Annotated in this window: 26 protein-coding genes; 10 read left to right on the top strand and 16 right to left on the bottom strand. The window is 48.6% G+C overall.

All coding sequences use genetic code 11. The annotated features are described in order from the left end of the window. Nucleotides 1-81 precede the first annotated feature (81 nt). Both ltrA and ACJ2PR_RS13020 read left to right on the top strand, forming a co-directional pair. Entirely contained in the window at nt 82-1,854 is a 1,773-nt protein-coding gene (gene ltrA, locus ACJ2PR_RS13025; protein ID WP_446877309.1) for a group II intron reverse transcriptase/maturase, read from the top strand. 18 nt (nt 1,855-1,872) lie between these two features. Beyond that, nucleotides 1,873-1,962 carry a hypothetical protein gene (locus tag ACJ2PR_RS13020; protein ID WP_446877327.1) on the top strand — a complete coding sequence of 30 codons (90 nt, stop codon included), beginning with the start codon at nt 1,873-1,875 and terminating at the stop codon, nt 1,960-1,962. Between the two features lie 91 nt (nt 1,963-2,053). Here ACJ2PR_RS13020 and ACJ2PR_RS13015 read toward each other — a convergent pair whose 3' ends face one another. The 3 genes from ACJ2PR_RS13015 to ACJ2PR_RS13005 are packed head-to-tail and all read right to left on the bottom strand — an operon-like array spanning nt 2,054 to nt 5,800. Next, entirely contained in the window at nt 2,054-2,989 is a 936-nt protein-coding gene (locus ACJ2PR_RS13015; RefSeq protein ID WP_446877308.1) for a DUF6262 family protein, read from the bottom strand. After that, complete coding sequence (locus tag ACJ2PR_RS13010; RefSeq protein WP_446877307.1) at nt 2,986-4,647, bottom strand: tyrosine-type recombinase/integrase; 1,662 nt, start codon at nt 4,645-4,647, stop codon at nt 2,986-2,988. The genes ACJ2PR_RS13015 and ACJ2PR_RS13010 overlap by 4 nt, the downstream gene beginning before the upstream one ends. Before the next feature lie 43 nt (nt 4,648-4,690). After that, entirely contained in the window at nt 4,691-5,800 is a 1,110-nt protein-coding gene (locus tag ACJ2PR_RS13005) for a tyrosine-type recombinase/integrase (protein WP_446877306.1), read from the bottom strand. A gap of 127 nt (nt 5,801-5,927) precedes the next feature. Between ACJ2PR_RS13005 and ACJ2PR_RS13000 the strand changes: the two genes are divergently transcribed. The 3 genes from ACJ2PR_RS13000 (at nt 5,928) to ACJ2PR_RS12990 (ending at nt 8,318) form a co-directional block, all read left to right on the top strand. After that, nucleotides 5,928-6,197 carry a PDDEXK nuclease domain-containing protein gene (locus ACJ2PR_RS13000; protein WP_446877305.1) on the top strand — a complete coding sequence of 90 codons (270 nt, stop codon included), beginning with the start codon at nt 5,928-5,930 and terminating at the stop codon, nt 6,195-6,197. A 404-nt stretch (nt 6,198-6,601) separates the two neighbouring features. Then, complete coding sequence (locus tag ACJ2PR_RS12995; RefSeq protein WP_446871784.1) at nt 6,602-7,426, top strand: ParA family protein; 825 nt, start codon at nt 6,602-6,604, stop codon at nt 7,424-7,426. Continuing rightward, the gene (locus ACJ2PR_RS12990) at nt 7,416-8,318 is read left to right on the top strand and encodes a hypothetical protein (protein WP_446877304.1); all 903 of its coding nucleotides are present in this window, start codon (nt 7,416-7,418) and stop codon (nt 8,316-8,318) included. The genes ACJ2PR_RS12995 and ACJ2PR_RS12990 overlap by 11 nt, the downstream gene beginning before the upstream one ends. 73 nt (nt 8,319-8,391) lie before the next feature. Here the strand turns inward: ACJ2PR_RS12990 and ACJ2PR_RS12985 are convergent, their stop codons facing one another. After that, nucleotides 8,392-10,140 carry a pentapeptide repeat-containing protein gene (locus ACJ2PR_RS12985; protein WP_446877303.1) on the bottom strand — a complete coding sequence of 583 codons (1,749 nt, stop codon included), beginning with the start codon at nt 10,138-10,140 and terminating at the stop codon, nt 8,392-8,394. 236 nt (nt 10,141-10,376) lie between these two features. Here ACJ2PR_RS12985 and ACJ2PR_RS12980 point away from each other — a divergent pair, with 236 nt between their 5' ends. Beyond that, nucleotides 10,377-10,517: a hypothetical protein gene (locus ACJ2PR_RS12980; protein ID WP_446877302.1), complete on the top strand. Its 141-nt coding sequence runs from the start codon at nt 10,377-10,379 to the stop codon at nt 10,515-10,517. A 7-nt stretch (nt 10,518-10,524) separates the two neighbouring features. Here ACJ2PR_RS12980 and ACJ2PR_RS12975 read toward each other — a convergent pair whose 3' ends face one another. The 3 genes from ACJ2PR_RS12975 to ACJ2PR_RS12965 all read right to left on the bottom strand — a co-directional run bounded on the left by ACJ2PR_RS12975 (nt 10,525) and on the right by ACJ2PR_RS12965 (nt 12,444). Further along, nucleotides 10,525-11,544 carry a tyrosine-type recombinase/integrase gene (locus ACJ2PR_RS12975; RefSeq protein WP_446877301.1) on the bottom strand — a complete coding sequence of 340 codons (1,020 nt, stop codon included), beginning with the start codon at nt 11,542-11,544 and terminating at the stop codon, nt 10,525-10,527. A 112-nt stretch (nt 11,545-11,656) separates the two neighbouring features. Beyond that, nucleotides 11,657-12,247 carry a Uma2 family endonuclease gene (locus ACJ2PR_RS12970; RefSeq protein ID WP_446877300.1) on the bottom strand — a complete coding sequence of 197 codons (591 nt, stop codon included), beginning with the start codon at nt 12,245-12,247 and terminating at the stop codon, nt 11,657-11,659. Nucleotides 12,248-12,258: 11 nt separating this feature from the next. Beyond that, nucleotides 12,259-12,444 (bottom strand): hypothetical protein, encoded by a 186-nt coding sequence (locus ACJ2PR_RS12965; RefSeq protein WP_446877299.1) that lies wholly within the window; start codon nt 12,442-12,444, stop codon nt 12,259-12,261. A gap of 126 nt (nt 12,445-12,570) precedes the next feature. Here ACJ2PR_RS12965 and ACJ2PR_RS12960 point away from each other — a divergent pair, with 126 nt between their 5' ends. From ACJ2PR_RS12960 to ACJ2PR_RS12945, 4 genes are all read left to right on the top strand, one after another. Continuing rightward, complete coding sequence (locus ACJ2PR_RS12960) at nt 12,571-13,362, top strand: DUF4058 family protein (RefSeq protein ID WP_446877298.1); 792 nt, start codon at nt 12,571-12,573, stop codon at nt 13,360-13,362. Continuing rightward, nucleotides 13,362-13,910, top strand: coding sequence for a hypothetical protein (locus tag ACJ2PR_RS12955; protein ID WP_446877297.1), 549 nt, complete (start codon nt 13,362-13,364; stop codon nt 13,908-13,910). The genes ACJ2PR_RS12960 and ACJ2PR_RS12955 overlap by 1 nt, the downstream gene beginning before the upstream one ends. Nucleotides 13,911-13,922: 12 nt before the next feature. Continuing rightward, complete coding sequence (locus ACJ2PR_RS12950; protein ID WP_446877296.1) at nt 13,923-14,660, top strand: hypothetical protein; 738 nt, start codon at nt 13,923-13,925, stop codon at nt 14,658-14,660. 286 nt (nt 14,661-14,946) lie between these two features. Continuing rightward, the gene (locus tag ACJ2PR_RS12945) at nt 14,947-15,084 is read left to right on the top strand and encodes a hypothetical protein (RefSeq protein ID WP_446877295.1); all 138 of its coding nucleotides are present in this window, start codon (nt 14,947-14,949) and stop codon (nt 15,082-15,084) included. 158 nt (nt 15,085-15,242) lie between these two features. On the opposite strand, the gene ACJ2PR_RS12940 is transcribed toward ACJ2PR_RS12945, so the two are convergent. The 9 genes from ACJ2PR_RS12940 to ACJ2PR_RS12900 form a co-directional block, all read right to left on the bottom strand. After that, nucleotides 15,243-17,567, bottom strand: a complete 2,325-nt coding sequence (locus tag ACJ2PR_RS12940) for a S8 family serine peptidase (protein WP_446877294.1) — start codon at nt 17,565-17,567, stop codon at nt 15,243-15,245. 2 nt (nt 17,568-17,569) lie between these two features. Further along, entirely contained in the window at nt 17,570-18,355 is a 786-nt protein-coding gene (locus tag ACJ2PR_RS12935) for a S8 family serine peptidase (RefSeq protein ID WP_446877293.1), read from the bottom strand. 120 nt (nt 18,356-18,475) lie between these two features. Continuing rightward, nucleotides 18,476-19,798 carry a hypothetical protein gene (locus ACJ2PR_RS12930; RefSeq protein ID WP_446877292.1) on the bottom strand — a complete coding sequence of 441 codons (1,323 nt, stop codon included), beginning with the start codon at nt 19,796-19,798 and terminating at the stop codon, nt 18,476-18,478. Between the two features lie 117 nt (nt 19,799-19,915). Continuing rightward, a complete protein-coding gene (locus tag ACJ2PR_RS12925; RefSeq protein WP_446877291.1) occupies nt 19,916-20,266 on the bottom strand; it encodes a pentapeptide repeat-containing protein in 351 nt (116 codons plus the stop codon). A gap of 138 nt (nt 20,267-20,404) precedes the next feature. After that, nucleotides 20,405-20,608, bottom strand: a complete 204-nt coding sequence (locus tag ACJ2PR_RS12920) for a hypothetical protein (protein ID WP_446871686.1) — start codon at nt 20,606-20,608, stop codon at nt 20,405-20,407. Between the two features lie 173 nt (nt 20,609-20,781). Next, nucleotides 20,782-21,054 (bottom strand): hypothetical protein, encoded by a 273-nt coding sequence (locus tag ACJ2PR_RS12915; protein ID WP_446877290.1) that lies wholly within the window; start codon nt 21,052-21,054, stop codon nt 20,782-20,784. Between the two features lie 65 nt (nt 21,055-21,119). After that, nucleotides 21,120-21,401 (bottom strand): peptidoglycan-binding domain-containing protein, encoded by a 282-nt coding sequence (locus ACJ2PR_RS12910; protein WP_446877289.1) that lies wholly within the window; start codon nt 21,399-21,401, stop codon nt 21,120-21,122. Nucleotides 21,402-21,429: 28 nt separating this feature from the next. Then, nucleotides 21,430-21,621 carry a DUF1816 domain-containing protein gene (locus tag ACJ2PR_RS12905; protein WP_446877288.1) on the bottom strand — a complete coding sequence of 64 codons (192 nt, stop codon included), beginning with the start codon at nt 21,619-21,621 and terminating at the stop codon, nt 21,430-21,432. Between the two features lie 83 nt (nt 21,622-21,704). Then, nucleotides 21,705-22,838: a class I SAM-dependent methyltransferase gene (locus tag ACJ2PR_RS12900; protein WP_446877287.1), complete on the bottom strand. Its 1,134-nt coding sequence runs from the start codon at nt 22,836-22,838 to the stop codon at nt 21,705-21,707. Nucleotides 22,839-23,003 lie beyond the last annotated feature (165 nt).

The following is a 23,003-nucleotide window of genomic DNA, read 5'->3' as shown; positions in this document are numbered from 1 at the left end:
CGCCTCTAGGAAAGCTGGAGGATAGGCTGACGGAGGTTCGGTGATGTGGACGGTAAAGCTGTGAGTCGCAGTTCAAACGTTATGAGCCAAGCACTGCTGAGGTATAAATGGAACACGATCCCCTGGCGCAAGCTAGAGCGGAAAGTGTTTAAGCTGCAAAAACGGATTTACCAAGCCTCAAGTCGTGGCGATGTCAAACTCGTCCACCGACTCCAACGACTTCTCCTCAAATCCTGGTCTGCCAAATGCTTGGCGGTTCGGAAGGTGACCCAAGATAACCGAGGCAAGAAAACGGCTGGCGTGGATGGGCAAACTGCCCTTAAGCCCCAGCAACGGCTGAACTTGGTCAGCAATCTGAAGCTGACTCAGAAGCCACTGCCGACTCGTCGAGTCTGGATAGACAAGCCGGGAAAAGCAGAACAGCGTCCGTTGGGCATTCCAACGATGACCGAGCGGGCACAGCAAGCCTTGGTGAAACTGGCATTAGAGCCAGAATGGGAAGCCAAATTCGAGCCAAATAGCTATGGCTTTCGACCAGGGCGATCTTGCCATGATGCAGTTGAAGCAATCTACTATGCGATCCGGTATCAAGCCAAGTATGTCTTAGATGCCGATATCGCGCATTGCTTTGACGAAATTAATCACACGGCATTGTTGAACAAACTCAAAACCTTTCCCCAGTTGCGCCGCACCATTCGGGCGTGGCTCAAAGCGGGTGTCCTTGATGGATATCAATTTCAGCCCACCACAAGTGGAACCCCACAAGGCGGTGTGTTGTCGCCCTTGTTGGCAAATGTGGCGTTACACGGATTAGAAACCGACATCAAAGCACTCGCGTATCCTGAAGTTCGGGGGCAGAAGCTCGTCTTCTATAAAAATCTCCAGATCATTCGATACTGCGATGACTTTGTGGTTTTTCATCAGGATTTGAGCGTCGTGCAACGATGCCAGGAATTGATTGAAACATGGCTGAGTCAAATTGGACTGAAACTCAAGCCCAGCAAAACGCGCATCGGACACACCTTGGAATCTCATGCGGGGCAACCGCCCGGATTTAATTTTCTGGGCTTCCACATTCGGCAATACCGAGTCGGAAAACACCACTGCATGAGATCTCCTCGTTCCGGTAAGCACCTTGGGCACGTTACGCTCATCAAACCGAGCAAAGAAGCTGTTCTCAGGCATTTGCATGAGTTAAAGATTCGACTCAGAAACCTCAGACATGCTCCGCAAGACATCGTGATTTGGGACTTGTCCCCCCTGATTCGCGGGTGGGCACAGTACTATCAAACGGCAGTTTCGCGGAAGACCTTTGAGGCACTGGGTCATCTATTGTTTCTGAAGCTTTGGCGATGGGCAAAACGGCGACACCCCCACAAGAGTAACGTCTGGGTCATCCGCAAGTATTTCCGCCGCAATGGACTGGATAACTGGCGATTCATGACTCCAGAAGGTTCCTTTTTGATTCGACATACGGATCATCCGATTCAGCGTCACATCAAAGTGCAAGGCTGTCGCAGTCCGTTTGATGGAGATCAGATTTATTGGAGTACTCGACTGGGGCGGCATCCGATGCTGCCCCGCAAAGTCGCAAAGTTGCTGAAACAGCAGCAAGGACGATGCCATCACTGTGAGCGCTATTTCAGGCTAGAGGACATTCTGGAAATTCATCATCTCGATGGAAATCATCAGAATAATCGCGCCTCAAATTTGGCGCTCTTACATGGGCATTGCCACGATGCCGTTCACGGTAGAGGTATGTGTGACAAACACCACATCACTGAGGAGCCGTATGAGTCGAAAGGGTCATGTACGGTTCTGGAGCCGAGTAGGGTGAGTGATCACCCTACTTAGGCTAACTACCACGTTAAACTGCACTGCTACGTGGTCATTGACCTAAAGATGGTCGAGTTTGAACCAGAGTTCTCGGGTAAAATGAATTATATGCAGCAAGTTGCCTAAAAACCAAGCACAGAAGGAGATTCACCGTGTTAATGGCGTAAACATCGTTGCCCTAGAGAGGCAATAAGCATCAGCGCCGGGGCACAGAATCTTATTGCCTGTCTGATTCCAACTTCTCCACTGGATATTGAGCTAACCAGACTGAAAAGGGTTGAGGGATACCCTCTTTGTCAAAGACAACAATCTCATCCCCCTGCTTCATACTGCCAAGCACCAATCCTTGAGCTTGCGCCAACTTAAACCACTGCTGAAATTGTTCCAAAGAGGCTTCAGTTGACTCCGGTAGCTCGATCAAGTTTGGAATCCAGGCGTGTTCCAGGGCACTAATGAAATAGCGAGCAGGATTTCTGACATCGCCAGATGCCAATGCTTCCCGTACTACTGCAAGCGCATTCAACGTTTGCTGTTCGGGCACCGCATTGATCTTACGGAGCAGGGATGGGGTTGGGCGACAAATGCCAATGGCAGCTAACTCAGTTTGAATTGCCTCAGATATTGCGGCGGTCGTTTGCCTTGGTTGCAATTGGCTAGAAGTGGGCGAAGTGGTGACTGGCACCCGTTGAGCCGAATCTAGGGGTGCTAACTGAAGGTGCTGTTGTTGCTGACAGTGAGATAACAACGTCTGCAACCGTTGATTGTCCTCCTGAAGCTGGCTGAACAAAGCTAAACGCCCATAAACCAGTTCCACTTGAGTTTTGAGTTCTTGGTTCTCCTGTCGCAGGCGGTGAATTTCTTGTCGTAATGTGGAAATGATGGCTCCTTGAGATTGTACGGACGCTGCTTGAGGTTGCGTTCGCTTCGGCTCCTGTTGCTGTTGCGCTTGAAGCGTTTGGATCTGTTGTCGTAAGTCTGGATGTTGATAGAGATAGACCGTACTCACCCCAGCTTCACGAGCGACCGCAGCCATGCTAATGGGTTTACCTTGTTGAATCAATTTAGATAAAGCATCGACCGTTTTCTGACGGCACTGATGCTTTTTCTGTTCAGTCGCCGTTCGTAGGGCTTCGACTTGTTTGGGATTCCTCATGAATTTGTCTCCAAACGGGTGATAATCTGACGCAGGTTTATAGCAACTTGTTGATTCGTTTCTACTTGTCGCTGCCAGCCGTTATCCATTGCCTTCTGCATGATTGCTTCAGTGCGCTCCAGTTCAGCACGATGCACATTAAGGAATTCTTGAGTGGTGCGGAAATCGCTACAGGTCAAACAAGCATTGGCATGTGGACAAGCCCCTTTAACTATCGGTCGAGCGCAGTAGCCATTCGGCAAAGCTTGAGCATTCATATTCTTGCGGAGCCACCCTAGATGCTCATCGTTATCCAGGTGTGGATTCGTGGACTGCACTACTTCCCCTGCCACATTAACAATCTTTTCCAGGGCAAAATCAAACGATTTTCGCAGCGTGTCGTCATGGATATGAGCATACACAGCCGTCATTTCGGGCGATTTGTGCCGTAACAGTCGCTGCACAATATGCTGCGGAATGCCCAAGTTGATCCACTGCGTTGCTATCGTGTGCCGAAACTGATGTGTTTGGAAGTTCCAAATTTGACCCGAATGGTCTCGGATTTGATAGTCCTGTGCCAGAGTTTTGAGGTAATGCGTAAACGAGTTGATTAACATCACCTGGGGCGTAGGAATAAATTTAGTTCCACTGGTTCCTCTTGCCCTAGCACAGAACAAATACTCAAACTGCTGGTCAAAATGGCTCCGGATGTACTCCTGCTGCGCTTGAATGATTTCCACCACTGTCAGGTCTACCAGGGGCAGCAGATCTTCCTGCCGGGTCTTTTCGGTCATTAACCGCAAACTCCATTCTCCCTTGCTGTTTTGCTGCAAACAATCGAGCTTGAGGTTGAGCAACTCCCCAATTCGCAATCCCAAACATTGCAGCACCACAACCCCTCGCATGACGGGTTCTGGCAACTTATCCAGGTGCTGATTCAACTGCACTAAAACTGCTTCGGGAATGTAACGCGGCAGTGGTCTATCTTTTCTCGGATAGTCTTCAGGACGAATGAGATAATCTGGCACGGCAAACCAGCGATTGATCACCCCCGTTCTGAAAAAGCCACCCAGCGTACACAACCTGTGGATTCTCGTTGATGAGGCGAATTGACGCTGTTGCAGATCAGCGATGTACGCCAGGATAATTTCTCGCTCTAGCTGCTCAAACCCAGTGAGATAGGGAAAGCGACGGCTCAGAAATCTAGCAAAGCTCGACAAGTCATAAAGTGTACTCCGAAGGGTGCCCCAGGTGCGAGTGGTCGCTAAATATCGGATGTACTGCTTGAGCACGGCTTTGAACCAGGGCTGAGGAATGGACTCAAATGAAATTGTGACCACTCGCTCGTGCGGCAGGATTTTGATTCCCAATGCTTCAACTGCCCAAATGTCTTCGGATAACTCTCGGGCTAAGCGAGCATATTCCTTACGAAACCAACGTCCACAGGCAGCATCTTTGCAAACGTATACCTGCTTACCTGCATCGTCTTTGCCTCCTTTGATGTAATGGCGACTGCCACAATGAGGGCAAGATAAATCAGGGTCTTCTGGCACACGGGCTTTATACACCTGTTGAAAGTATCGCCCGCAGGCAGAATTGCAGCAAAGATATTGCTGTTGTCCGTTACGGCTCTTGCCTGCCTTCTTGGAGTACTGACTCCCGCAGCGAGGACATGTCACTGGATTCTCCTCAAGGGCTGTTACTGATGCCAGTGCAGGAGGGTTAGGACGTTGGAGGGGGTGGGATATCATGAGGGTGAGCCTCTTGGTGAAACGTTGTAAAGGCTGCTCTGAGGTCTTCATCGAGCAAATGCACATAGGTATCGAGGGTGGTCTGAATGCTGGCATGACCCAGCCGTTTCTGCACATATGCCAGATTCCAACCTGCGCGAATTAACTCAGTCGCGTGGGTATGACGCAGCAGGTGAGGATGAACTTTGAAAGCTGTTTTCTGAGACAGTCGCTGAAACAAGCTATTGACCGTACTCATCGATAGGGGATGGCCAACTTTACCTTCCCAAATATTGACGAAGACATAGTCGCAATCCGTTTCAGGGTATTCTTCAATCAGGTAGCAGGAATACAGCCGCAGCAAGTCTTGCGAAACATGAATGATTCGTTCTTGCTTGCTTTTCCCTCGAGCGCCATTGCCATTGTCAGTTCTGGGAATGACATGAATCTCGTTTCTTCCTTCGCTAATTAAGTCTGAGTGCCGCAACCCCAATGCCTCGCCAATCCGCATCCCCGTTTCATAAAGCAGGCAAATTAAAAATTGATCTCGCAATCGTTGGCAAGCCTCTGTAAGCTGACGTACTTGTTGAGCCGTGAGGCAGCAGGGCAAGTGTCTTGGCTCCTTAAGCTTAATCAGTTTGGCTCGCATCCGTGGTTGTGCAGCAATGCCAAACAAGAATGGTTTATAGGCACCAGAGCCAAGTGCTTTGCGATCTGTACCGAGGGCAACAGCGACTCCCAAGCGGCGATAAAACTCATAAAACTGATAAACCACGCTTAAGGCTTGGTTGACAGTACTTTCAGTTCTAACAGCGGTTTGTGGCTGCAACGGCATGATTTTGGGCAGGGGATAACGCAGCCAGTGAATAAACTCTGCCAGGTCATCCAACTGAACAGATTGCCAATCCCGATGGCTATCACTGAGGAATTCCCAGTACAGTTTGAGGTGTCCCAGGTAGCTACGAATGGTATTGGGTGAGCGTTGTAGATTTTCTAGATAGCGGATGTAACGACTGACAGGCTCCACGGGCATCCAGTCATCTCCAAGCAACAGCCAACTCATTTGACTGCTCTCAGGGAGTCGAATGCGCTGAACTTTCATAGTGACGATGATTATGCTGTTAACGAAGTTAATTCGCCGCAGTATAGTTGTTAACGTCGATGTTGAAACACAGTCGATACGTTTCGTTGTAAACGTTGTTGTTGTTGTTATTTAAGCTAGATATTTAATGAACTTCTATATTTCAGCCGTAGACGATTTGTTGCGACATGCTGATGACAAGCCAACGATCGGGATCATCCTTTGCAAGGGTAGAAAGAAGACGGCTGCTGAATATGCGCTTCGTGATGTGAATAAGCCGATCGGCATTTCAACCTATCAACTCAAAGGCTCTTTACCAGAACCGTTTCAGCAGAGTTTGCCCAGTATCGAGCAGTTAGAAATGGAACTGGACACGATCGCGGCAGCAGTTGTTTCTGAAGAAGACACAGACGCTTGAACAGGTTCACAATATTATCTGAGCAACCGCCAAGAATTCCTTTTACGTGATCTGACAGCTTCTTTTCAATTGATCGGATCGATAAGTTATCGAGCAGCAAGGGTATTTGATTTGAAACATATGTCGGTTTAAATCTTGATTGAGTCGTGAAATGCGATCGCTTAACCTCGCTTCTCGTCTACTGAAGATGTCTTCAGTCAGCAAATTTCTAAAACACCACTCGTTGCTCTCTCCAATCTGAGGCTGGAATTGACTCGACGTTCCAGAGTTTTACAAGCAGAAACACGAACAATTAAAGTAACTGAAGACATCTTCAGTAAGAAAACGATTCAACTGTAAGGTTGTGCAGTAAAATAGCTGGGAAATTGTGTCATCGATCTCCTTATGTTACGAGGTACTGAATCGTGAAAATTGCTGTAGCTGCGGTCAAAGGTGGCGTTGGCAAAACGACTTCTACGTTCTGTCTCGCGGCAGTCTTGACCCGAATGGGAAAACGAGTTTTGTGCATAGACCTGGATTCACAAGCCGACTTATCAGCCGCATTCCGATGTGAATGTGATGCGTCAAATCCTAATATTGGTGAGGTTCTCAACTCCTCTCGCCGAGAACAGCGATCGCTAATGAAGAAAGCGGTGGTGTCGATCGAGGGCTGGGCAGATCTCATTACCCCTGGGTCTCAATTAGATCACTACGAAAAAGAAGTCGAGAAAGGGATTGGTTCGGATCAGCGATTGCGAGATGCGCTTGACGCGATCTCATCTGAGTATGACTTCATTCTGCTAGACACACCCAAAGGCGATGGGTTGCTCACTCGAAATGCATTAGTTGCTTGTGATCAGGTTGTTGTTCCAGTGCAGATGGAATGGTTGGCGGTGAAGAACTTGCCCAGACTGCTGCAAAAAATCTCTGAAATTGCCGATCGGCTCAATCCTGATGTGGTTGTCTCAACGTTTGTGCCTTTTCAACTAAGACGCACCTCGTTTTCAAAGCGAAGTTATCAAGATCTGTGCAATTGGGACGCAACCCCTCATTTGCCCTTCCAACAGGCTCCTATCTGGGTTGCTCCGCCTGTAAATGACCTGACGCTCTATGCTGAATTGTCGGAAGCAGGCGTACCAATCTATGAATATCCTGGAGTCGAAAATAAGCACATTGAGCCATTTCAAAAGCTTGCAGACTATTTGGAACAGCAACGATGTGCAGGACTGGAGGTGAGTCATGCCCGCTAAATCTGCTCGCGCCCGAATGCAGCGCAGTCCTTTGGGATCTCCGATTCCGACTGAAGCTAAACCTGTTGTCCGTCTGGAGCCAATTCTTAATCTCGATCGCATCAATTTAGAAGATCGAGGGAATTGGTTAAGAGCCTTAGAAGTTTGCCGTCCCCAAGCAGCACAATCCCTGGATGAGCTTTTGGGTCAGATTGCTTCTTATCAAGGACAAATTGACCGAGCCATTCAAACTGCTCAAGCGCAAAGTACGATTTATGCTTACGCGATCGGCACTCGGCTAAACTTCATCGATCAGCATCAGCTTTATGAAAAGTTGGGCTATCGCAATTTAACTGACTTTATTAATGGGGGTGAGATCAAGCGATCGAATGGGGACTCAATCACGGCTCGGCAGGTTTGGTCATACCGACGGGTCACTAAAGGATTAGACGAGTTTCTTGAGCTTGTGGAGGAGTTGAGAAACGGCAGCGAGATTTCTGAAGAGATTCAAATCCAAGTAAAGCAAATGGGAGAACGCCTGCAACATGATGTTGTAGAAAGCTTTTTGGCTTCTTATGTCGATGGCATTGCTGGAGTTTTAGAGTTAGGAGTGAGTAAGTTAGAGCAGGTTTGTCGTCTTCCAAGACCGATCGCGTTTTCTGGTTTATTGGCGGGCCAGTTGCCTTTATCGTCAGAAGCTTACCTACCCGTTTATGAAACCTCGTTTAGTCAATTGCGAAAAGCGATTAGCCAGTATGAAAAGCCGCCTGAAGTAGGGTCGCTCGAAAGTACTGTCGATAAGAAGTTAGCTCAAATCGAGCGCCTTGTAAAAGAGGTCAGCGGATTAAACCTGGAGCAATCCCAGAAAGAACGACTACAAACGATTCATGCAACGCTTCAAGTCTTGTTGTGAGTCCTTGGTCTAATTGCTGCGGGAACACTTACACGGATACGTCTTGGCTGGGTTACTTTAAGGATGGTGATTACTATTTCGAGTGAGGTTGGATCAATTCAATGTCCAGTTTCTCAGAGAGTTCCAGAACGTTGTTGCTGAAGTCTGCGGCCCCGGCAACAAGACCTGAAACGGTGGTTGCGATCGCAAATAAAGCAACAAGGCGAGTCTTGATTCTCTGAGGCTTCTGCTTCTCAGGCTGGCTGAGATCTTCCTGCAAATCATCCAAATGCACGAGAGCCTCTTCACGTTGCGCCTGTGGAAAGGTTTGTGCTGTATGACGAAGAACACTAATCAATTTAGTAATATCGTTGATATTGTTACCGATGTTTTGGGAGAAGTTGCTAACAGTTCCATCCCCACTATTGACAAATCCAACATCCCCATAAATTGTTGTGTTGTTTTTAGGTTGATTATCAGCCATTATTTTAGCAATCCTCTCCATATTGGTATTACTTTGCAGCACATTTTGACGTAAGAAAACTACCTCCTCTCGATACTCTGAAATTCGTCCTTCTAGCTGTCGAATTTGCTTTTCATAAACACTGTTTTCAATTGCTGCCTTATTCGCTTCGGGTGGCACCTCTAACCGAATGACAAAGGCACCACCGCTTTTCTTTTCGATCGCCTGGATGGAGAGATCGTTGTATTGCGATCGCAATTCTTGAAAAGATTGAAAGAAAGCTTGCCAGTCTATGCCATCGGCAAAGATGAGGTCAACGGTTTCAAGTGCTTTTTGAAATAGAGCGGTGAACTCTCCAGGCTTGAAAGTACCGCTACTGGGACGACGTTCTTGCTGCTTCTGTTTCAGATAGACATAATCACAAATAACGCCATCTAGATTGGTTTTACTGTTGGTGTTCCAGTCTTCTAGACAGGCTCCAGTCAAGATTGCACCCGTAAAATTAGTTGCAAGCGCTTGAGTTTTAGTAAAATCTACGGCACTCAGATCAGCGTTGCTGAAGTTTAGACCATTTAGGTTGATGCCACTTAGATTTGCATTACGCAGATTAGCGTCACTAAGGTCAAGCGATGTGAGGTCTATATCTCTTAGATTGTCTACATCGTTAAGGTCTATTCTGCTAAGATTAACGCCTCTGAAATCTATGCCACTGAGGTCTATCTCTCCAGGGTTTATGCCATCAAAGTATATCCATCTGAGGTTTAGCCCGCTGAGATTAACACCCTTGAGGCTGACCCCTAGAAGATCGTCAATATTGAGAGTTATCCTGCTGAGTTTGTCTCCGCTAAGATCTATTCCATTAAGGTTCGCACCACTCAGATCAGTACCGCTAAGGTCTACATCGCTAAGGTCTGCGTTACTAAGATTTGCGCCGCTAAGATTTGTATTGCTAAGGTCTGCACCACTCAGATCAGTACCGCTAAGGTCTACATCGCTGAGGTCTGCGTTACTGAGATTTGCGCCGCTAAGATTTGTATTGCTAAGGTCTGTACCACTCAGATCAGTACCGCTAAGGTCTACATTGCTGAAGTCAAATTTTACACTGAGATTTTCTTGCCGCCACTGATTCCAACACTGATTCCAAGCCTCCACTCCCCCTTCTAGTAAACTAAGATCCTTCAGTGAATTTAACAGTTCTTGATTCGCCACGGTCTCTCCCTTACCCCTAGGACTTCCCTTCACGTCTTCAACCCGATCTCGCCCAATCCCTAAATTTTCCTTCAAAAGCTTCAGAGTATCGCTAGTTAATGCATATCGCCCTAGAACGATCGCTGATTTTCCAATTTGTAGGAGGGTGTAGATCTCATTTTCCCTAAACATCTAGAGACTGCCAACAGTTGAAGCGGGATGTTTGATATTGCTTACTCATTGCAAAAGTGTTCAACGATCGTCACTCCAACCATTTATCCTTTCTCTCCCAGATCTATCACAATCAACTCCTGCCTGATCGCCTCATTAATTTCGTACAGTTCTTCCTTGGATGTCGTTCGCAGGTCAAACCTCTCCCTCAACTCAGCTTGCAGCTCCTCCGGTATCGTCTTCGCCTTCTCATCGCTATGACCAACCAAATGACGATCGGGATAAGGTACAAAGTTTTCAAACGGCTGTATCCCTTCTTGAATCAGCTTTTTAGCCAGTTGGGTGATGGCAACGGTCGATCGCTCTGCTCACAAGTATCAATCTCATCGGATGGATAGCCTGAAGTCAGATAGAGGGTGAAGGCTCCGACCCAGGAGATTCTTTTATCTGCGAAGTTCCGGTAGTTTCATAGAAGGCCGCTTCCGCCGCCGCCTGGTCTGCCGCCTTGGTGTAGCGCCGAAAACTCTGAACAGAGCGATGGCGAGTCAGCGTCATCACATGATAGGGATTCATCCCCTTCAGCACCAGATTCGTCGCAAACGTATGGCGACAGCGATGAGCATGAAATTCAATCCCCGCCTTCGCAGAAATCGCATCCATCACCTTGCGAATGCCGTCATAACTGAGCCGCTCTCCCGCATTGCGTCGAGAATGCGAGACAAACAGAGGACTCGTCGGCAGCACCCGCTCTCCCTGCGCCTGTCGCCAGCACAAATACGCCTCCACCTGCTCAATCGCTTCCGATGTCAACGGCACTGCCCCCTTGCTATCCGCTTTCGCCACCCGCACCCAAAGTCGTCGCCCATCAAAATCCGCTCGATTCAGGTTCGAGACCTCATTCGCCCGCAGTCCATGCATCAGGGCGGCCATCAGTGCCAGATTGCGTTCAGGCAGGGATAGCTGCCGGGTCGCCTGAAGAATCAGTCCCACCTCCGCATCCGTGAGGTTTTGGGCTTCCGGTTCCACCAGCTTGGGCAGATCGACCTGGATTGTGGGATCAAAAGTCAGATAACGAACGCGAGTCATCCAGCCGAGGAAGTTTTTCAGCGTGCCCAACACCCGCCGCACTGTCGCATCCGATAACACCCGTCGATCGGTTTCCAGATCCACCCGCAGCAGATGTGTTTTGAACTGAGCAACCTGACGCGGTGTCACGTCAGCCCAGCTCCGCTCCGTCCAATCGAGGAACTGCTGAAGGTCTTGACGGTAAGCTTTCTGAGTTCTGGGCGCGAGCGATCGTGCCTGCAAAAACTCCTCCACCCGCGCTTCCCTTAAATCTGTAGGGCTTGCTGGTTCTGGTTTAGGAAGTGCCCGATCGATCGGAATAATCTGGATATCTGGGATAGCGCTAGTTCTAGGGTTCAAATCTCTCTCCTTTCTGAACGACAGATAAAAGCTGTATGGACAGGCTCGTCCTTGAGTATCCAGAACGTCAGGCTACGCCATTCAACTTCACCGATATACCTCGGAAATATCATCAGCGTCCTCCCTTCAGGATTTGCTCTGCGGTCAGTTGAAAGTCTGGGAATGTCGGAGAAATGACCCCATCGCCGCCTCGAAACTCGCTGGATCGATAAGCGCCATTTTGAAGGGACAACACAACTACGACCCCTCGACCTGGATCAACCTGCCAAAACTCAGGAATGCCTCGTGCTGCATACTCCTTCGGCTTATGAACATAATCACGGTCGTAGTTTTTGCTCCCAGGATTGCCTGGTGAGACAACTTCGATCACGAGCAGAGGGTTCGGCATATTCAGATCGAGCAAGGCCTGTTTCTGGGTTAAGATTGCCGCAGCCGACGCTTCAGAGTGAACCATTAGATCAGGATCTCGTACGGTTGCCTCGGAAGACACCACGGTAATTTGCTGTTTGTCTCCAACCCGCTCGATCGCAAGCCCCATCTGGATAAAGTAGACAAGCAGAAATCTTGCAATTAATAAATTGTGCGGATCTTCATTAGGCAATTCAATTAACTCCCCATCCACCAATTCATACCGTTGGTCGCTGCCGTCGTCATAGTCGAGATATTCCTCAAGGGTGAATGGCGGTTTGATAGCTTGTGTCATGGCTCTGAGCCTCATCTGGCTTCTAAGTTGGACAAGATTGAACGGAATCTGGCTTCGGTGGAAGTGCCTCTACTTTCGGTGGAGACGGCATAAAGCTGACGTTTCCCCATCTCGTGAGAATTTAGACCGTAACTGCGAAGGGCAAGATCTGATTGTATCGCGCCTTGCGATCGCTGTTGTTCAGTTGGGCGTTTCAAATTTCCCTCCTGTTTTGATTACAGATAAGATTCATTAGCTGGAATATAAATAGCATACGACATGCAGAATCGACAAAATGGAAAGTACGGTAAAATCAAGGCAACTTCAATGTTTGGGAGCCGTTTATGCCCTCGCCGTTTCCTGGAATGAATCCCTATCTGGAACAGCCTGTGTTCTGGCCATCCTTTCATACCTGCTTCATGGTGGCGATGGCAGATGCGATTACGCCCAATCTGCGCCCTAACTACTATGTGGATGTCGAAACGCGCACGTATGTCGATGAAACCGATGAAGAATTACTCGTTGGAATTCCAGATGCTCTAGTCCTTTCTCCCACTCAAACGACACCCTTGACCAGTCCCCTCAAACTCGCTCCCGGCGCAGTTCAAACTCGTCCCCTGCAAGTGCGCTTACCGATGCCTGAAGAAATTAGAGAGCGATACCTGGAAGTCCGGGAAGTAGGGACGGATGTCGTGATTACTGTAATTGAACTATTGTCTCCCAAGAACAAACGAAGCGGAACAGGACGAACACTGTACGAGAAGAAGCGACAAAAGGTGCTGAGAAGCTTATCGAATCTGGTCGAAATTGACTTACTACGCGGTCACCCCCCGATGCTGATGAGTGAGGTAGACAGAAAGCTGGATTATCGAGTTCTAGTCAGTCGGGAATCCCGTCGCCCTGTTGCAGATTTGTATGGTTTCACCTTGCAAGAACCCATTCCAAGTTTTCTACTTCCCCTCAAATTAGGCGACGACGAGTTAGGGGTGAATTTGCAGGACGTGTTTAGCGGAGTCTATAACCGAGCCAGTTATGACTTGCGAATCGATTATCGTCAGCCGTTACCGCCACCAAAACTCTCAGTTGAGAACCAACAATGGGTGGATGAATTGTTAGCCCCGCTGCGGAGTCCATAATGCCGAAAGCGTTGCCGGAAAAGTGTCGTCTGTGCGCTAAGTTGCCCGCGATCGAGGCAAAGCAGCTACACGGCGAGGCAGGAGATCGCTGTTGGGATTCACGAGTTTGTCCTAATCGGCGATCGTATGCCCGACATCGCGACAGACGCAATCAACAACGCAATCAGAAACGCTGGGCACAACAAGGACGCATCACCGTTCAGTTAACGGATCAGCCGTTGGAGGAAGGGACGATCGCCCAGATTCGAGAACATCCTGGCATCAAGCAGCTTCAGTTTGAGACTCAGTTGCCGGATGTGGGCTATTCTGCTGTGCTGCAAGTGTATCGTCGTGCCGTGGATGCACCTTTGGTGGCGATCGCGGGAGAAGTCTGGCGCGGCAGGCAGAAGGAAGCGGACATCGCACCCATTGCTTGTGCAACACTGACTCCCCGGCAGGTCGAAGTCTATGTGGAGCGATTGTTGCAGAAGTTGACGGAGCTTTATGGTGTTCGCAAATTTGCTGCGCTGGAGGAACTGTCCCCTCAATCTTGTTTGTTGAAACTTTGATGAGGCAGTTGGATGACTCGTAAGCGGCAGGGTGATGCGTCGATCGTGCAACTGGATCTCTGGGAGGTTCTCGACGTTGCGGAAGCGGTGCCAGAGGAGGCAGATTTGGCGCAGATTTGGACATCGTTGGACAGTGCGCTCGAAGTGCTGAGTGTGCGCGCTCAACTGAAACTGGCAGGAGAGGCAATCTCCCGTCTGGCTCAAATCGTTCAAGACCGCGCCTGGTTGACTATTTCAGAACTAGAGCAACTTGGTAATGTAGAAGGCCCGGTGATGCCGATTGGGGCGTTCGATCGCTTTGTGCGGCAGTCAATGCAGGTGAACTTTGAGCGATTTATCGAAGCCCCGTCTGTGCCGCCGAGAATGGTTCAGGAAGTGACTCAGGCTGAGTTTCCTGATGATGGGCGCTCTGTGGTGGTGGAACTGGATCAAGCTGCACTTCTGGAAGCGTTGGAGGCAGAAGTTGAGTTTGATTTGCCGCAGACCTTTGAGCAAGCAATCTCCTTGGCACACAGTGAGAATGTTCAGGCGTGGGATGAGGCGATTCAGCAGTGTTTTGCTTCCCAGCCAGAGCAGTCGATGCGGTTTCTGGAACTGGCGAGGGCGATTCAGGAGAGGAGTCAGGAGAAAGAGGAGGAACTAGGAACGATCTCCGTGCAAACTTGGTTGGCGCTGTTACTGGGTGAATACATTCTGGAGCAGCGGGGAGCGTTTTATCAAGTAGAAACCCTTTGGATTAGGCAAGGCTAGTTATTGAAGTCTCAATTGATGGTAGTGGCACGGGACTGCTGAAGATGAATAAGCCACACCGAGCGCTTTCGTTAGGAGAGGAACTGTTGGAGCAGAAATAGGCTAGGGCGTATTTCATTTATACACCTTCGAGCAGCGCTTCACTTTGTCCCTTGCAAATGGACGCAATGTTCTAGAGGGGCAGTACAACTCCAGCAACTTGGAGCAAATCAATTATCTATTTTGAATTCACCCTTAAATGTTCAGCAGAATTGCACCCCTGCTGCAAGTAAGATAGAGGATCGCCTTGTATGACACTCAGCAAAGCTCCTGCCACGATCGCAGCGCAGCATTTATTCAATCGTTGCAACTGGATAGACAAGAAGAGATTGAAGCCCTGTGTGTGGCGGAAATTGCCTTGCTAGGAACAAACCTGCTACAGTAAAGCTAACGTTGTTTTCTGACATCGGGAACTGCCTCTATGCAGTACGGCTTAATGCCTTTTCCTAGCGCAGAACGCGAACTTTAGAATCCCCTCTGTGTCTTGTTTCTAGCATTTACCTTTGCACTGGCTGCGTATCTCGTGGGCACAAGCATAGAGCTTCAAGCCGTAATCTTGGTTTTAATCTGTCCAATACTCCAAGCGCTCACCCCTGCTAAAGAAAGTCCCCAAATACTGCTAAAAGATCCGTGAGTCGTGCGATATTTCACAATACGATCGGCTAACCAACTCCCGATCGAGGGTAAGGTCGTCAGTTCTGCCAGCGTAGCTAGATTAATATTGAGTCGTCCTGCGGTGTCATAGTGGCTAGGTTCGGTCTGCTGAAGCGAAAACTGAACAGCGATCGTGTGGGTCATTGTGATGTTTTTGAAGACATAAGATGGAGCAATGGTGACTGAATTACCGTCTACTAACAATTCTATGATTTGATAGTCGGGGTCAGGCACGATCGCAAAAGTTTGATCAAAGCCATGCTGAACGACAACGGAACCGATTGGAGTCATTTGACCGTGTGATCCGGCGGTTGCTGCGATCGTATGAGTTTGATTTTGCAAAGGAGTGATCCGCTCTAGCGCCGATCGCGCATTGATCCGACCTGCACCTAACATTCCTGCATACGGTGGGTTGAGGGTATCGATCGGATCTGCGGTGTCTTTGAGCAGTGCGATCGCTTCGGCGGCACTTAAGTCAGGTTTAACCGAAAATAACAGCGCAATCAGACCTGCAACATGAGGAGCGGCAAACGATGTGCCGCAGGTGTAGGCGTATTTTTCTGGCGTTGAGGTTGTGTAAATTCCGGCTCCAGCACTGCCTTTTTCGCCACCTGGTGCGGCGACGGTAATGCTTTGCTGTCCATAGTAAGAATAGCTGGCTTTGCGATCGCCGACTCCAACGGCTGCCACTGTGCAGAGGTTGGTTAACTGCGGATATCGGTAGGTATGAGCCGATGGATAGTGAAGTTCATCCGGTCGTTGGGCAGCGCCTAGGGCATAGTTACCCGCCGAAGCAACGATGGCAACCCCACGGTTTTGTGCCTCGATTAATGCTTCACGAATCCCAATGTGTTCACCATTCGTTCGCCAGCTTAGATTGATGACTGCCCGCTCTCCAGGCTGAAGATAGGTAAGTGCCTGACGAATCGCAGCGGCTCGTAACCCGTAAGCCGGAGACGCAAACTGACCCGGAATTTTAATCGGGAGAATGCGGCAATTAGGCGCGACGGCAGACGCTGCTGCATTTTGCTGACCAATCACCCCCGCAACTTTTGTGCCGTGTGCAATCACTGATTCATTGGGCGATCGCTCACTGTCTAAAACGCCTATATCAAAGTTGAGATCTAGAGTTTGCCAATCGGAACGAAATGCAGTTTGTAGTGCTTCATGATCAGTACGAGCGCCACTATCGATAATGATAATCGTGACGTTGGGTGATCCTTTTGTAATGAGGTGTGCATCCGAAAGATGAATCGCGTTGTAGTTCCAAAAGCGATCGAAGTCTTCAAATTCTTCATCGTTCGCGATCACTGATTGATCCAGACCAAAATCCTCAAACCCAACCTGATCGATTTCGGCAAAGAGAATGTCGTCTCGCTGTTGGGCACGATCAATCGCTGCTAGTACTGCCCGAACGACATCTCGATCGTCTGGCAAGATACCCAACCTGACCCGGTAATATCCCACTTTAGGAGTCGCATTGGTGACTTGAAATCCCAAGGTTTGAATAATCGATCGACACTGAGCTTCAGCAATGTCGGATCGAAACCACAAATCGAGTGATCCGGGCACGAGATATCGCTCAAAGCCTTCAGCGTCTCGCAGGACGGGATGAACATTGCCAGCAAACGCAGCTTTAAGCTCATGAGGAGCGGGGTCGGCTTCAAATTCACTGGGCTGCACAATCCGAAAGTCAAACTCTGAGGCAGATGGCAACACTTCAACATAGCCTGTTGATTCTAGGGGATCAGTTGCCTCTAAATCAGTTTTCGCCGGAATTAGGTAGCGTCCCAGAACGGGTATTAACGTAATTTCTTTGTGTGCTTGCTTGTCCTGATAGCTTAACGGAGCAATCACAAATAGCTGGTCTAATAGTGCGCGTGATAGTCTAGTCGCTGCTTCCAGTTCTGCGATCGCGTAATAGGGTTGCCCTTGTGCCACAATTTTCGCTCGTTCGGATTTGAGGTGAGGAATCCGAGCAATTTGAGTCGAGATGATGCGGTTAGGGTTTAAGCGGAGTTGCCGGACGGTAGAGGGGTTTTGCAACACACGATCGACTGTGCCACGGTCAAAATGGGTGCGATCGCAGATCGTTTTGGCTGAAACAACGGTTCGTTTTTCAATCACTGCTTGGGCTTCTGCTGGACTCAGGCTGAAGGCAAAGCATAAAATTTCTTGTAGTGATATGCGTTGGAATGGCGGAGTGCTGTTCATAGTTAAAGTTCAGTTTCAAGGTTGACGAGCGTTTTAGCTATCTGTAGCGCTGCGACTCCTGCTGCTAGAACTGTTGCGGCTGATGAACCATTAATGCTGGTACCGCCTGCTAGATGGCTAGGAAAAACATTCTGCCCAGGTGCATAGCAATCCACTTGAGTTTGGCAGCACCAAGCCAGAGGGACACCCGCCAAATCGGTCGCTGAGACAGCAACGACACCGGGCAAACAGGCTGGAAATAAGCAGATATCCGCACCATAATTACCAGCCGCCGCAAAGATCTTGCAGCCTTTTGCTAGAGCTTGATGTACGGCTTGCTGGATAAGCCGTGAACTCTGCCGCCGACCCAAAGGAAGCGCAATCACTTGTGCGCCCTGACTGAGCGCCCACCGAATGCCTTGAGCGATCGCAAAGGCGCTAGTTCCTGAATCGCCGCCCAGAACTTTGCCAAACAGTAAGGTGCAGGCAGGTGCCAGCCCTTGCAAGTGGGTTTGCCCTACGAGTAATGCAGCACTTTTGGTTCCATGTCCGCCGCGATCGGACACGCTGCCGCTACCTATAAAGTCAAGTGCGTAGATCTGGGCACCTTGCAGCAAAGGATGACGTAAACAAATGCCAGAGTCGAGTAGAGCAACTCGAACACCAGAGCCATCCTCTTGGTCTAGAGCCACATCCCAATGAAGCAATTGAGAACCCTCAGTCGCGGCAGTAAAGTCACGCAGCAGTTTGCGAAGGTCACTAACGCCCTCTGGCAATAGCTGAGGCACAGCGAGTCGGGTAATGCTCATAAAAGGGCAGTTCTTTGTTGCTTAAACTTAGCCAGAATTTAGATTGAGAAATCAGAAATAGAAAGAAAGTTTGCAAGATTGCTCCCCCTTTCTATTTCTAATCAGGCTCAAGCTGGTTGACTAGGCATACAGCTTCCAGTAGTAGTCGGCAATGTAGTGCCCACCATGTCCATAAAAGTGAGCAGTCCGCACATTAGAGGTTGGACTTCCCCAAGTGCCGTTAGGATAGTTCCAACGGGCATTAAAGCTAGGTACAGTGCAGCTTGCGGTAAAGACTGGGAAAATGTCATCTTGAAACGCACTGATGATCCAGCCAACAAGCTTGTCAATGATCCAGGCAACCGCTTCACCAATCGCTTTAGAAATGGCAGCACCAACATATTGAGCGAGAGCGCCTGAGACTGCCTTAGCGATCGCTTCTTTCACTTTTTCGCTAACTTTTTCCCAGATGGTGTTGAGGGCAGTCGAGAGTCCACCGTTGTCTTTCTCAGCGAGTATCAGCGCAACTTTGTAAGCTTTGGGCCAATATTTGCCTTCCTGCATACTAAACCAGTGATAGTTCCAATTCGGAGAATAGTTTCTTTCATCCCCGTCATCAAAACCGCCTCCTACATAGTTTTCAGCAATTTTTTTGCTATCCCCGTCTTCATCGACCGACACCCCCGCGATCGCAATTTCGTCACTGCCCCAAAACTCAGGATTAGTCTCATCCACACACTTGATGCGGGTGATGTAGAATCCTAGTCGATCGGTAACAGCTTGCTCCTCAAACTCATCTCCGCCTGCCCCTGCAAACGGGTCTGACGAGTAGACTGATCCCCAAATTTCTTGCAGCTTTTCTGCATTATGGACTTGAGATTCTGCTGCGTGGTGGGCGGACATATCCATTGCATCTTCAAAATCTTCAAACCCTTGAGGTAGGTTTGCTGTCGGAATCAGAAGCCCTTCGGGTACGATTCGCCCAACGCCTTGAGGAATCGAAAGTTGAGACGTTCTGATGCCAAGTAGCTTTTGATCAATGGCGAGCGGAGTAAGCCCTTCATGGGCGCGGTCAAAGCCAATGCCGACAAACTCTTTACTCTCAAGCTGTCCATACCGTCCGAATAGCGTTGTTCGCAATTCTGGCGTAGCATTCACGAACTGCGCCGCTTTTGTCTGCACTCGCTCTAGCTTAGTTGCATCCATCCGTTTGAATGTCTGCTGAAAGGTTTCTTCTAGCGTGTCGGCACGGACGGCTTGATCCGGATTGGCAGCAACCGAAGCAAAGGAATATTGCACGGCTTGAAGCACATCGTTGGCAATCTTCCGAATTTCACTATTGTCGGGTTCCGTTGCTCCAAAAGTATCTGTAGCAGTCGGTTTTAAAAGTTCAATGGGAAAGCGATCGAGAGAAAGGCGATCCGAGGAAAGGCGATCGAACTGATTGAGCAATGAGATAGGCATAATTCAAGACTCCTTAATCTGAAGAGACACTTATCAACATGACGGAGCGAAGGTTGATTTCGGGGTTGATTTGGTTAAATACGATACAATTTGTGAGAATCTGCTAAGAGAACTTCTCTAACAGCGGGTCAGTCCAGACCAGCAGATGCGTCCATCCGGCAGAACTGTTCCGCTAAAAATGGCTTGCTTCAAGCTTGTGCCCTTTAAATCGGCTCCGCGCAGATTAGCACCCTCCAGATGAGTGCCTTGCAGATTTGCATAACTCAAGTTAGCTTCAGTCAAATTCGCTTGTTGAAGATCCGCGTTTTTGAGGTTTGCCCTGACTAAGCTGGCTTTGCTTAAATTTGCGCTTTGCAAGCAAACTCCCTGTAAATTCGCGCCCTCCAGAGAAGCTCCTTTAAACTCGCGTATGCCTGCGTGATAGCTCACGAGCAGCTCACGCAGACTGTCTACTGGTTGATTAAACATAGTTCACCCGTAGCAAAACAATGCTTTAATAAACAGATTGCTATGAAATCTCCACAGCAATCTGACTTTTCTCTAGGAAAGATTAGGATTAGCGTTTGGATACAAGGCTTTGGTTCCGCTCAAGCTCCTTGATTGCTGCTAGCTTTGCTGACTGGCAGGATGACGCATTTCCCGTAAAGAATCTGGATCAACATAGTGGCAAGTGGAGTTGTCTTGACAAATGAAAGCCCATCCAGATGGCTCAATTCTCACTAGCTTGTAAGCCGTATGTCGGACAAACGTGCCTTTGTGGTTGCGAGTGCCAACATCAACACCGAGATTATAGTCACCACTGATAATCATTTAGGCTCCTGTTGTAAAGCTTCTCTTACACAAAAGATAAATATTATTTATTTGTCACGTCTTTTTGGTTAATCTAATCTTATCGCTAGAAGTGTCAAGCGATCGTTAAGTTACGTGAGCATCGCCAAGCGCAGACATACATGATTCTGACAAAAATCGGAAATGTGATCGCTTTAGCTCTCCGCGCCGCGATCGTGCTGAAGACCGAACTCAGTTTCTTGAGCAGTGGTAAAGTCAATGCCGATCTGCCACCCACCTGTGTCATAGACCTGATCGAGAAATGTGAGCAGTTTTTCGGGAGCATGAAAGGCAAGCGCGGGTTCTGTCGAAAAACTCAAGACCCATTGATTATTGGGGTGTGACTCAATCAAACCGAGCGGCTGGGCATTGACGATTAGCGTGAGTTGGGCTGTACGATCGAGGGGAGCAGTTTGAAATAGATCCATGAGAAGTGTCATGAGGGGATTGTTCTGGTCTGAAGTAGATATTCCTAAATGGAGAGATTATCGAATTAGCTGCTATTTCCTAAAGCAAGCCAAGTTTCTAAATCAACGCTGCCCGTGAGCGATAGTTCTTGGGAAGACTGGAATCTGTACACTGCGGTATGAGTGCGGACACCAAAGCTGCCATCGATGGCTCCTGGGTCAAATCCCCGCTGCTGCAAACTATCCTGTAAGTTGCTGACCTCTGCTCCGATCGAGCCTTGCTGCAAGAACGCGACCCCTAGCGGGTAACTCGAAGAGATCGGACAGCTATTGATGGGTGTGATGTCGCGTTTCTTTGAGTTCACCATGACGATTCTCTAATTAAAAGGATGGGGGTTAGCGCTGCTTGATCAAAGCAACAATGTCTCTCGCTTCGGTAAGATACAACGCTTCAACATGAACGCCTCTAGAGACTTTCGCCGCTTCTCGACTTTCAAAAGGGCCGAGATGATAAGTTTGTGGAGGAGCAGAAGTGTAGACTTCTACCCACCAAGACAAGTCTGGAAGATGTAGTAAATATGAATTCATTAAAGTACCTGTTGCGAGTTAAACCTGGTTTAGAGCGGCTCAAAGTGCGACCCCTTGCGGGTAACTCGAAGAGATCGCAAAATTTAAGCGTGAACTAATAAATATTGAGCATTGCCCAGCACTTCACCTGCACCACTTTCAAAATGTTGGATACACAATAGCAAGTACAACCTCCACATTCGTCGGAACTTACTGTAGCTCATGCCGTAATCTAGGCTTTGAAGTTGAGTTTGATGATCATCAAAGTTTTTGAGCCAGACCTTGAGCGTCCTCGCATAGTTGTTGCCATTGATATACCACTGGTGAATGGTTCTGAGGTCTTGATGGGTCTGTGGCAGCACATCACAATTCCACACCCGCATATTTGGAAAGATGTATTGATTGATGAACGGATGAGTAATGTTGCAGGGCAGTTGGGTGCTAATGATATGAATGAATACCTTCCCGCGAGGGTTGAGATAAGCTGCCAGTTTCTGGCAAGATCTCGTCAAGTTGCCGATATGCTCAAATAGCCCGATCGCAATAATTTTGTCGAATTTTGTCTCAAACTGGACTTCATTAAAATCTGCTTCGTAGACGCTGAAGCGCTCAGAACTCAAATCGCTTTTATCAACCTGCATTTTCTGACGAATATATCGACATTGCTCATGGCTCAAATTTACAGCCGTCACTCTAACATGGGGAAATCGGGCCAGAATGTAATTTGCGGCGGCACCCCAACCACAGCCTAGATCCAATACCTCGTCACCATCTTCGATGCCAAGTTTTTCAATCACATCCTCCAGCATATGGATTTGAGCTTGCTCTAGAGTGATGGCTCCTTTATTCCACAATGCCATTGTGTATTTAGGGTACATCAGTGCTGTTTCTCCCAGCATGAGTTGAAATAACGGTTTGGGCAAATTGTACTGAATCTGCATCAGGTGCTGCGGGTCTTCAGCGAGACGATCGCTTTCTTGCGATAGCCATTCATAGGGTGCTAGTAGCTCAGGAAAGTATCGGTAATTTGTTCGAGCAGAGGCATTCAGCAATAATTCTAGAGCGGCATCAGGAATCTCTAGACCGTTGATGTAGGCTTCTGCACCTGTCGTGGTGAGCCAGCGATTGAAAGCGATCGCAGCGTGGGCAAAAATAGAACGAGTTGAATATGAGGCAGTTACGTCTCTCTCTAGAGGCATCTGCGTGTGAGCAGACTGCGAATTAATTGCAAATTTCATAGATGTGTTCTCAAGTGACTGTGTTTTGGATAGTGTCTGGAGTTAAAGGTATTTTGTGATTTGAGGAGTCTAAAAGCGCTCTCTGAGGGTTCTGCTTTTGATTCAAAGACGGGCATTTCTTGCCAGCAACTTCGACAGAACCAATAGAGAGAGGCACCATTAACG

Source organism: Phormidesmis sp. 146-33, assembly GCF_052939515.1.
This window is presented reverse-complemented; position numbering and strand designations above follow the sequence as displayed.

Coding starts and splice junctions, on each gene's coding strand:
- ACJ2PR_RS12940 (WP_446877294.1), bottom strand. CDS start 17,567: ATGAACAGCACTCCGCCATTCCAACGCATATCACTACAAGAAATTTTA.
- ACJ2PR_RS12980 (WP_446877302.1), top strand. CDS start 10,377: ATGACCAACCAAATGACGATCGGGATAAGGTACAAAGTTTTCAAACGG.
- ACJ2PR_RS12955 (WP_446877297.1), top strand. CDS start 13,362: ATGCCGAAAGCGTTGCCGGAAAAGTGTCGTCTGTGCGCTAAGTTGCCC.
- ACJ2PR_RS12905 (WP_446877288.1), bottom strand. CDS start 21,621: ATGAATTCATATTTACTACATCTTCCAGACTTGTCTTGGTGGGTAGAA.
- ACJ2PR_RS12960 (WP_446877298.1), top strand. CDS start 12,571: ATGCCCTCGCCGTTTCCTGGAATGAATCCCTATCTGGAACAGCCTGTG.
- ACJ2PR_RS13005 (WP_446877306.1), bottom strand. CDS start 5,800: ATGAAAGTTCAGCGCATTCGACTCCCTGAGAGCAGTCAAATGAGTTGG.
- ACJ2PR_RS13000 (WP_446877305.1), top strand. CDS start 5,928: ATGAACTTCTATATTTCAGCCGTAGACGATTTGTTGCGACATGCTGAT.
- ACJ2PR_RS13015 (WP_446877308.1), bottom strand. CDS start 2,989: ATGAGGAATCCCAAACAAGTCGAAGCCCTACGAACGGCGACTGAACAG.
- ACJ2PR_RS12915 (WP_446877290.1), bottom strand. CDS start 21,054: ATGGATCTATTTCAAACTGCTCCCCTCGATCGTACAGCCCAACTCACG.
- ACJ2PR_RS12950 (WP_446877296.1), top strand. CDS start 13,923: ATGACTCGTAAGCGGCAGGGTGATGCGTCGATCGTGCAACTGGATCTC.
- ACJ2PR_RS12900 (WP_446877287.1), bottom strand. CDS start 22,838: ATGAAATTTGCAATTAATTCGCAGTCTGCTCACACGCAGATGCCTCTA.
- ACJ2PR_RS12970 (WP_446877300.1), bottom strand. CDS start 12,247: ATGACACAAGCTATCAAACCGCCATTCACCCTTGAGGAATATCTCGAC.
- ACJ2PR_RS12990 (WP_446877304.1), top strand. CDS start 7,416: ATGCCCGCTAAATCTGCTCGCGCCCGAATGCAGCGCAGTCCTTTGGGA.
- ACJ2PR_RS12925 (WP_446877291.1), bottom strand. CDS start 20,266: ATGTTTAATCAACCAGTAGACAGTCTGCGTGAGCTGCTCGTGAGCTAT.
- ltrA (WP_446877309.1), top strand. CDS start 82: ATGAGCCAAGCACTGCTGAGGTATAAATGGAACACGATCCCCTGGCGC.
- ACJ2PR_RS12930 (WP_446877292.1), bottom strand. CDS start 19,798: ATGCCTATCTCATTGCTCAATCAGTTCGATCGCCTTTCCTCGGATCGC.
- ACJ2PR_RS12935 (WP_446877293.1), bottom strand. CDS start 18,355: ATGAGCATTACCCGACTCGCTGTGCCTCAGCTATTGCCAGAGGGCGTT.
- ACJ2PR_RS12920 (WP_446871686.1), bottom strand. CDS start 20,608: ATGATTATCAGTGGTGACTATAATCTCGGTGTTGATGTTGGCACTCGC.
- ACJ2PR_RS12985 (WP_446877303.1), bottom strand. CDS start 10,140: ATGTTTAGGGAAAATGAGATCTACACCCTCCTACAAATTGGAAAATCA.
- ACJ2PR_RS12910 (WP_446877289.1), bottom strand. CDS start 21,401: ATGGTGAACTCAAAGAAACGCGACATCACACCCATCAATAGCTGTCCG.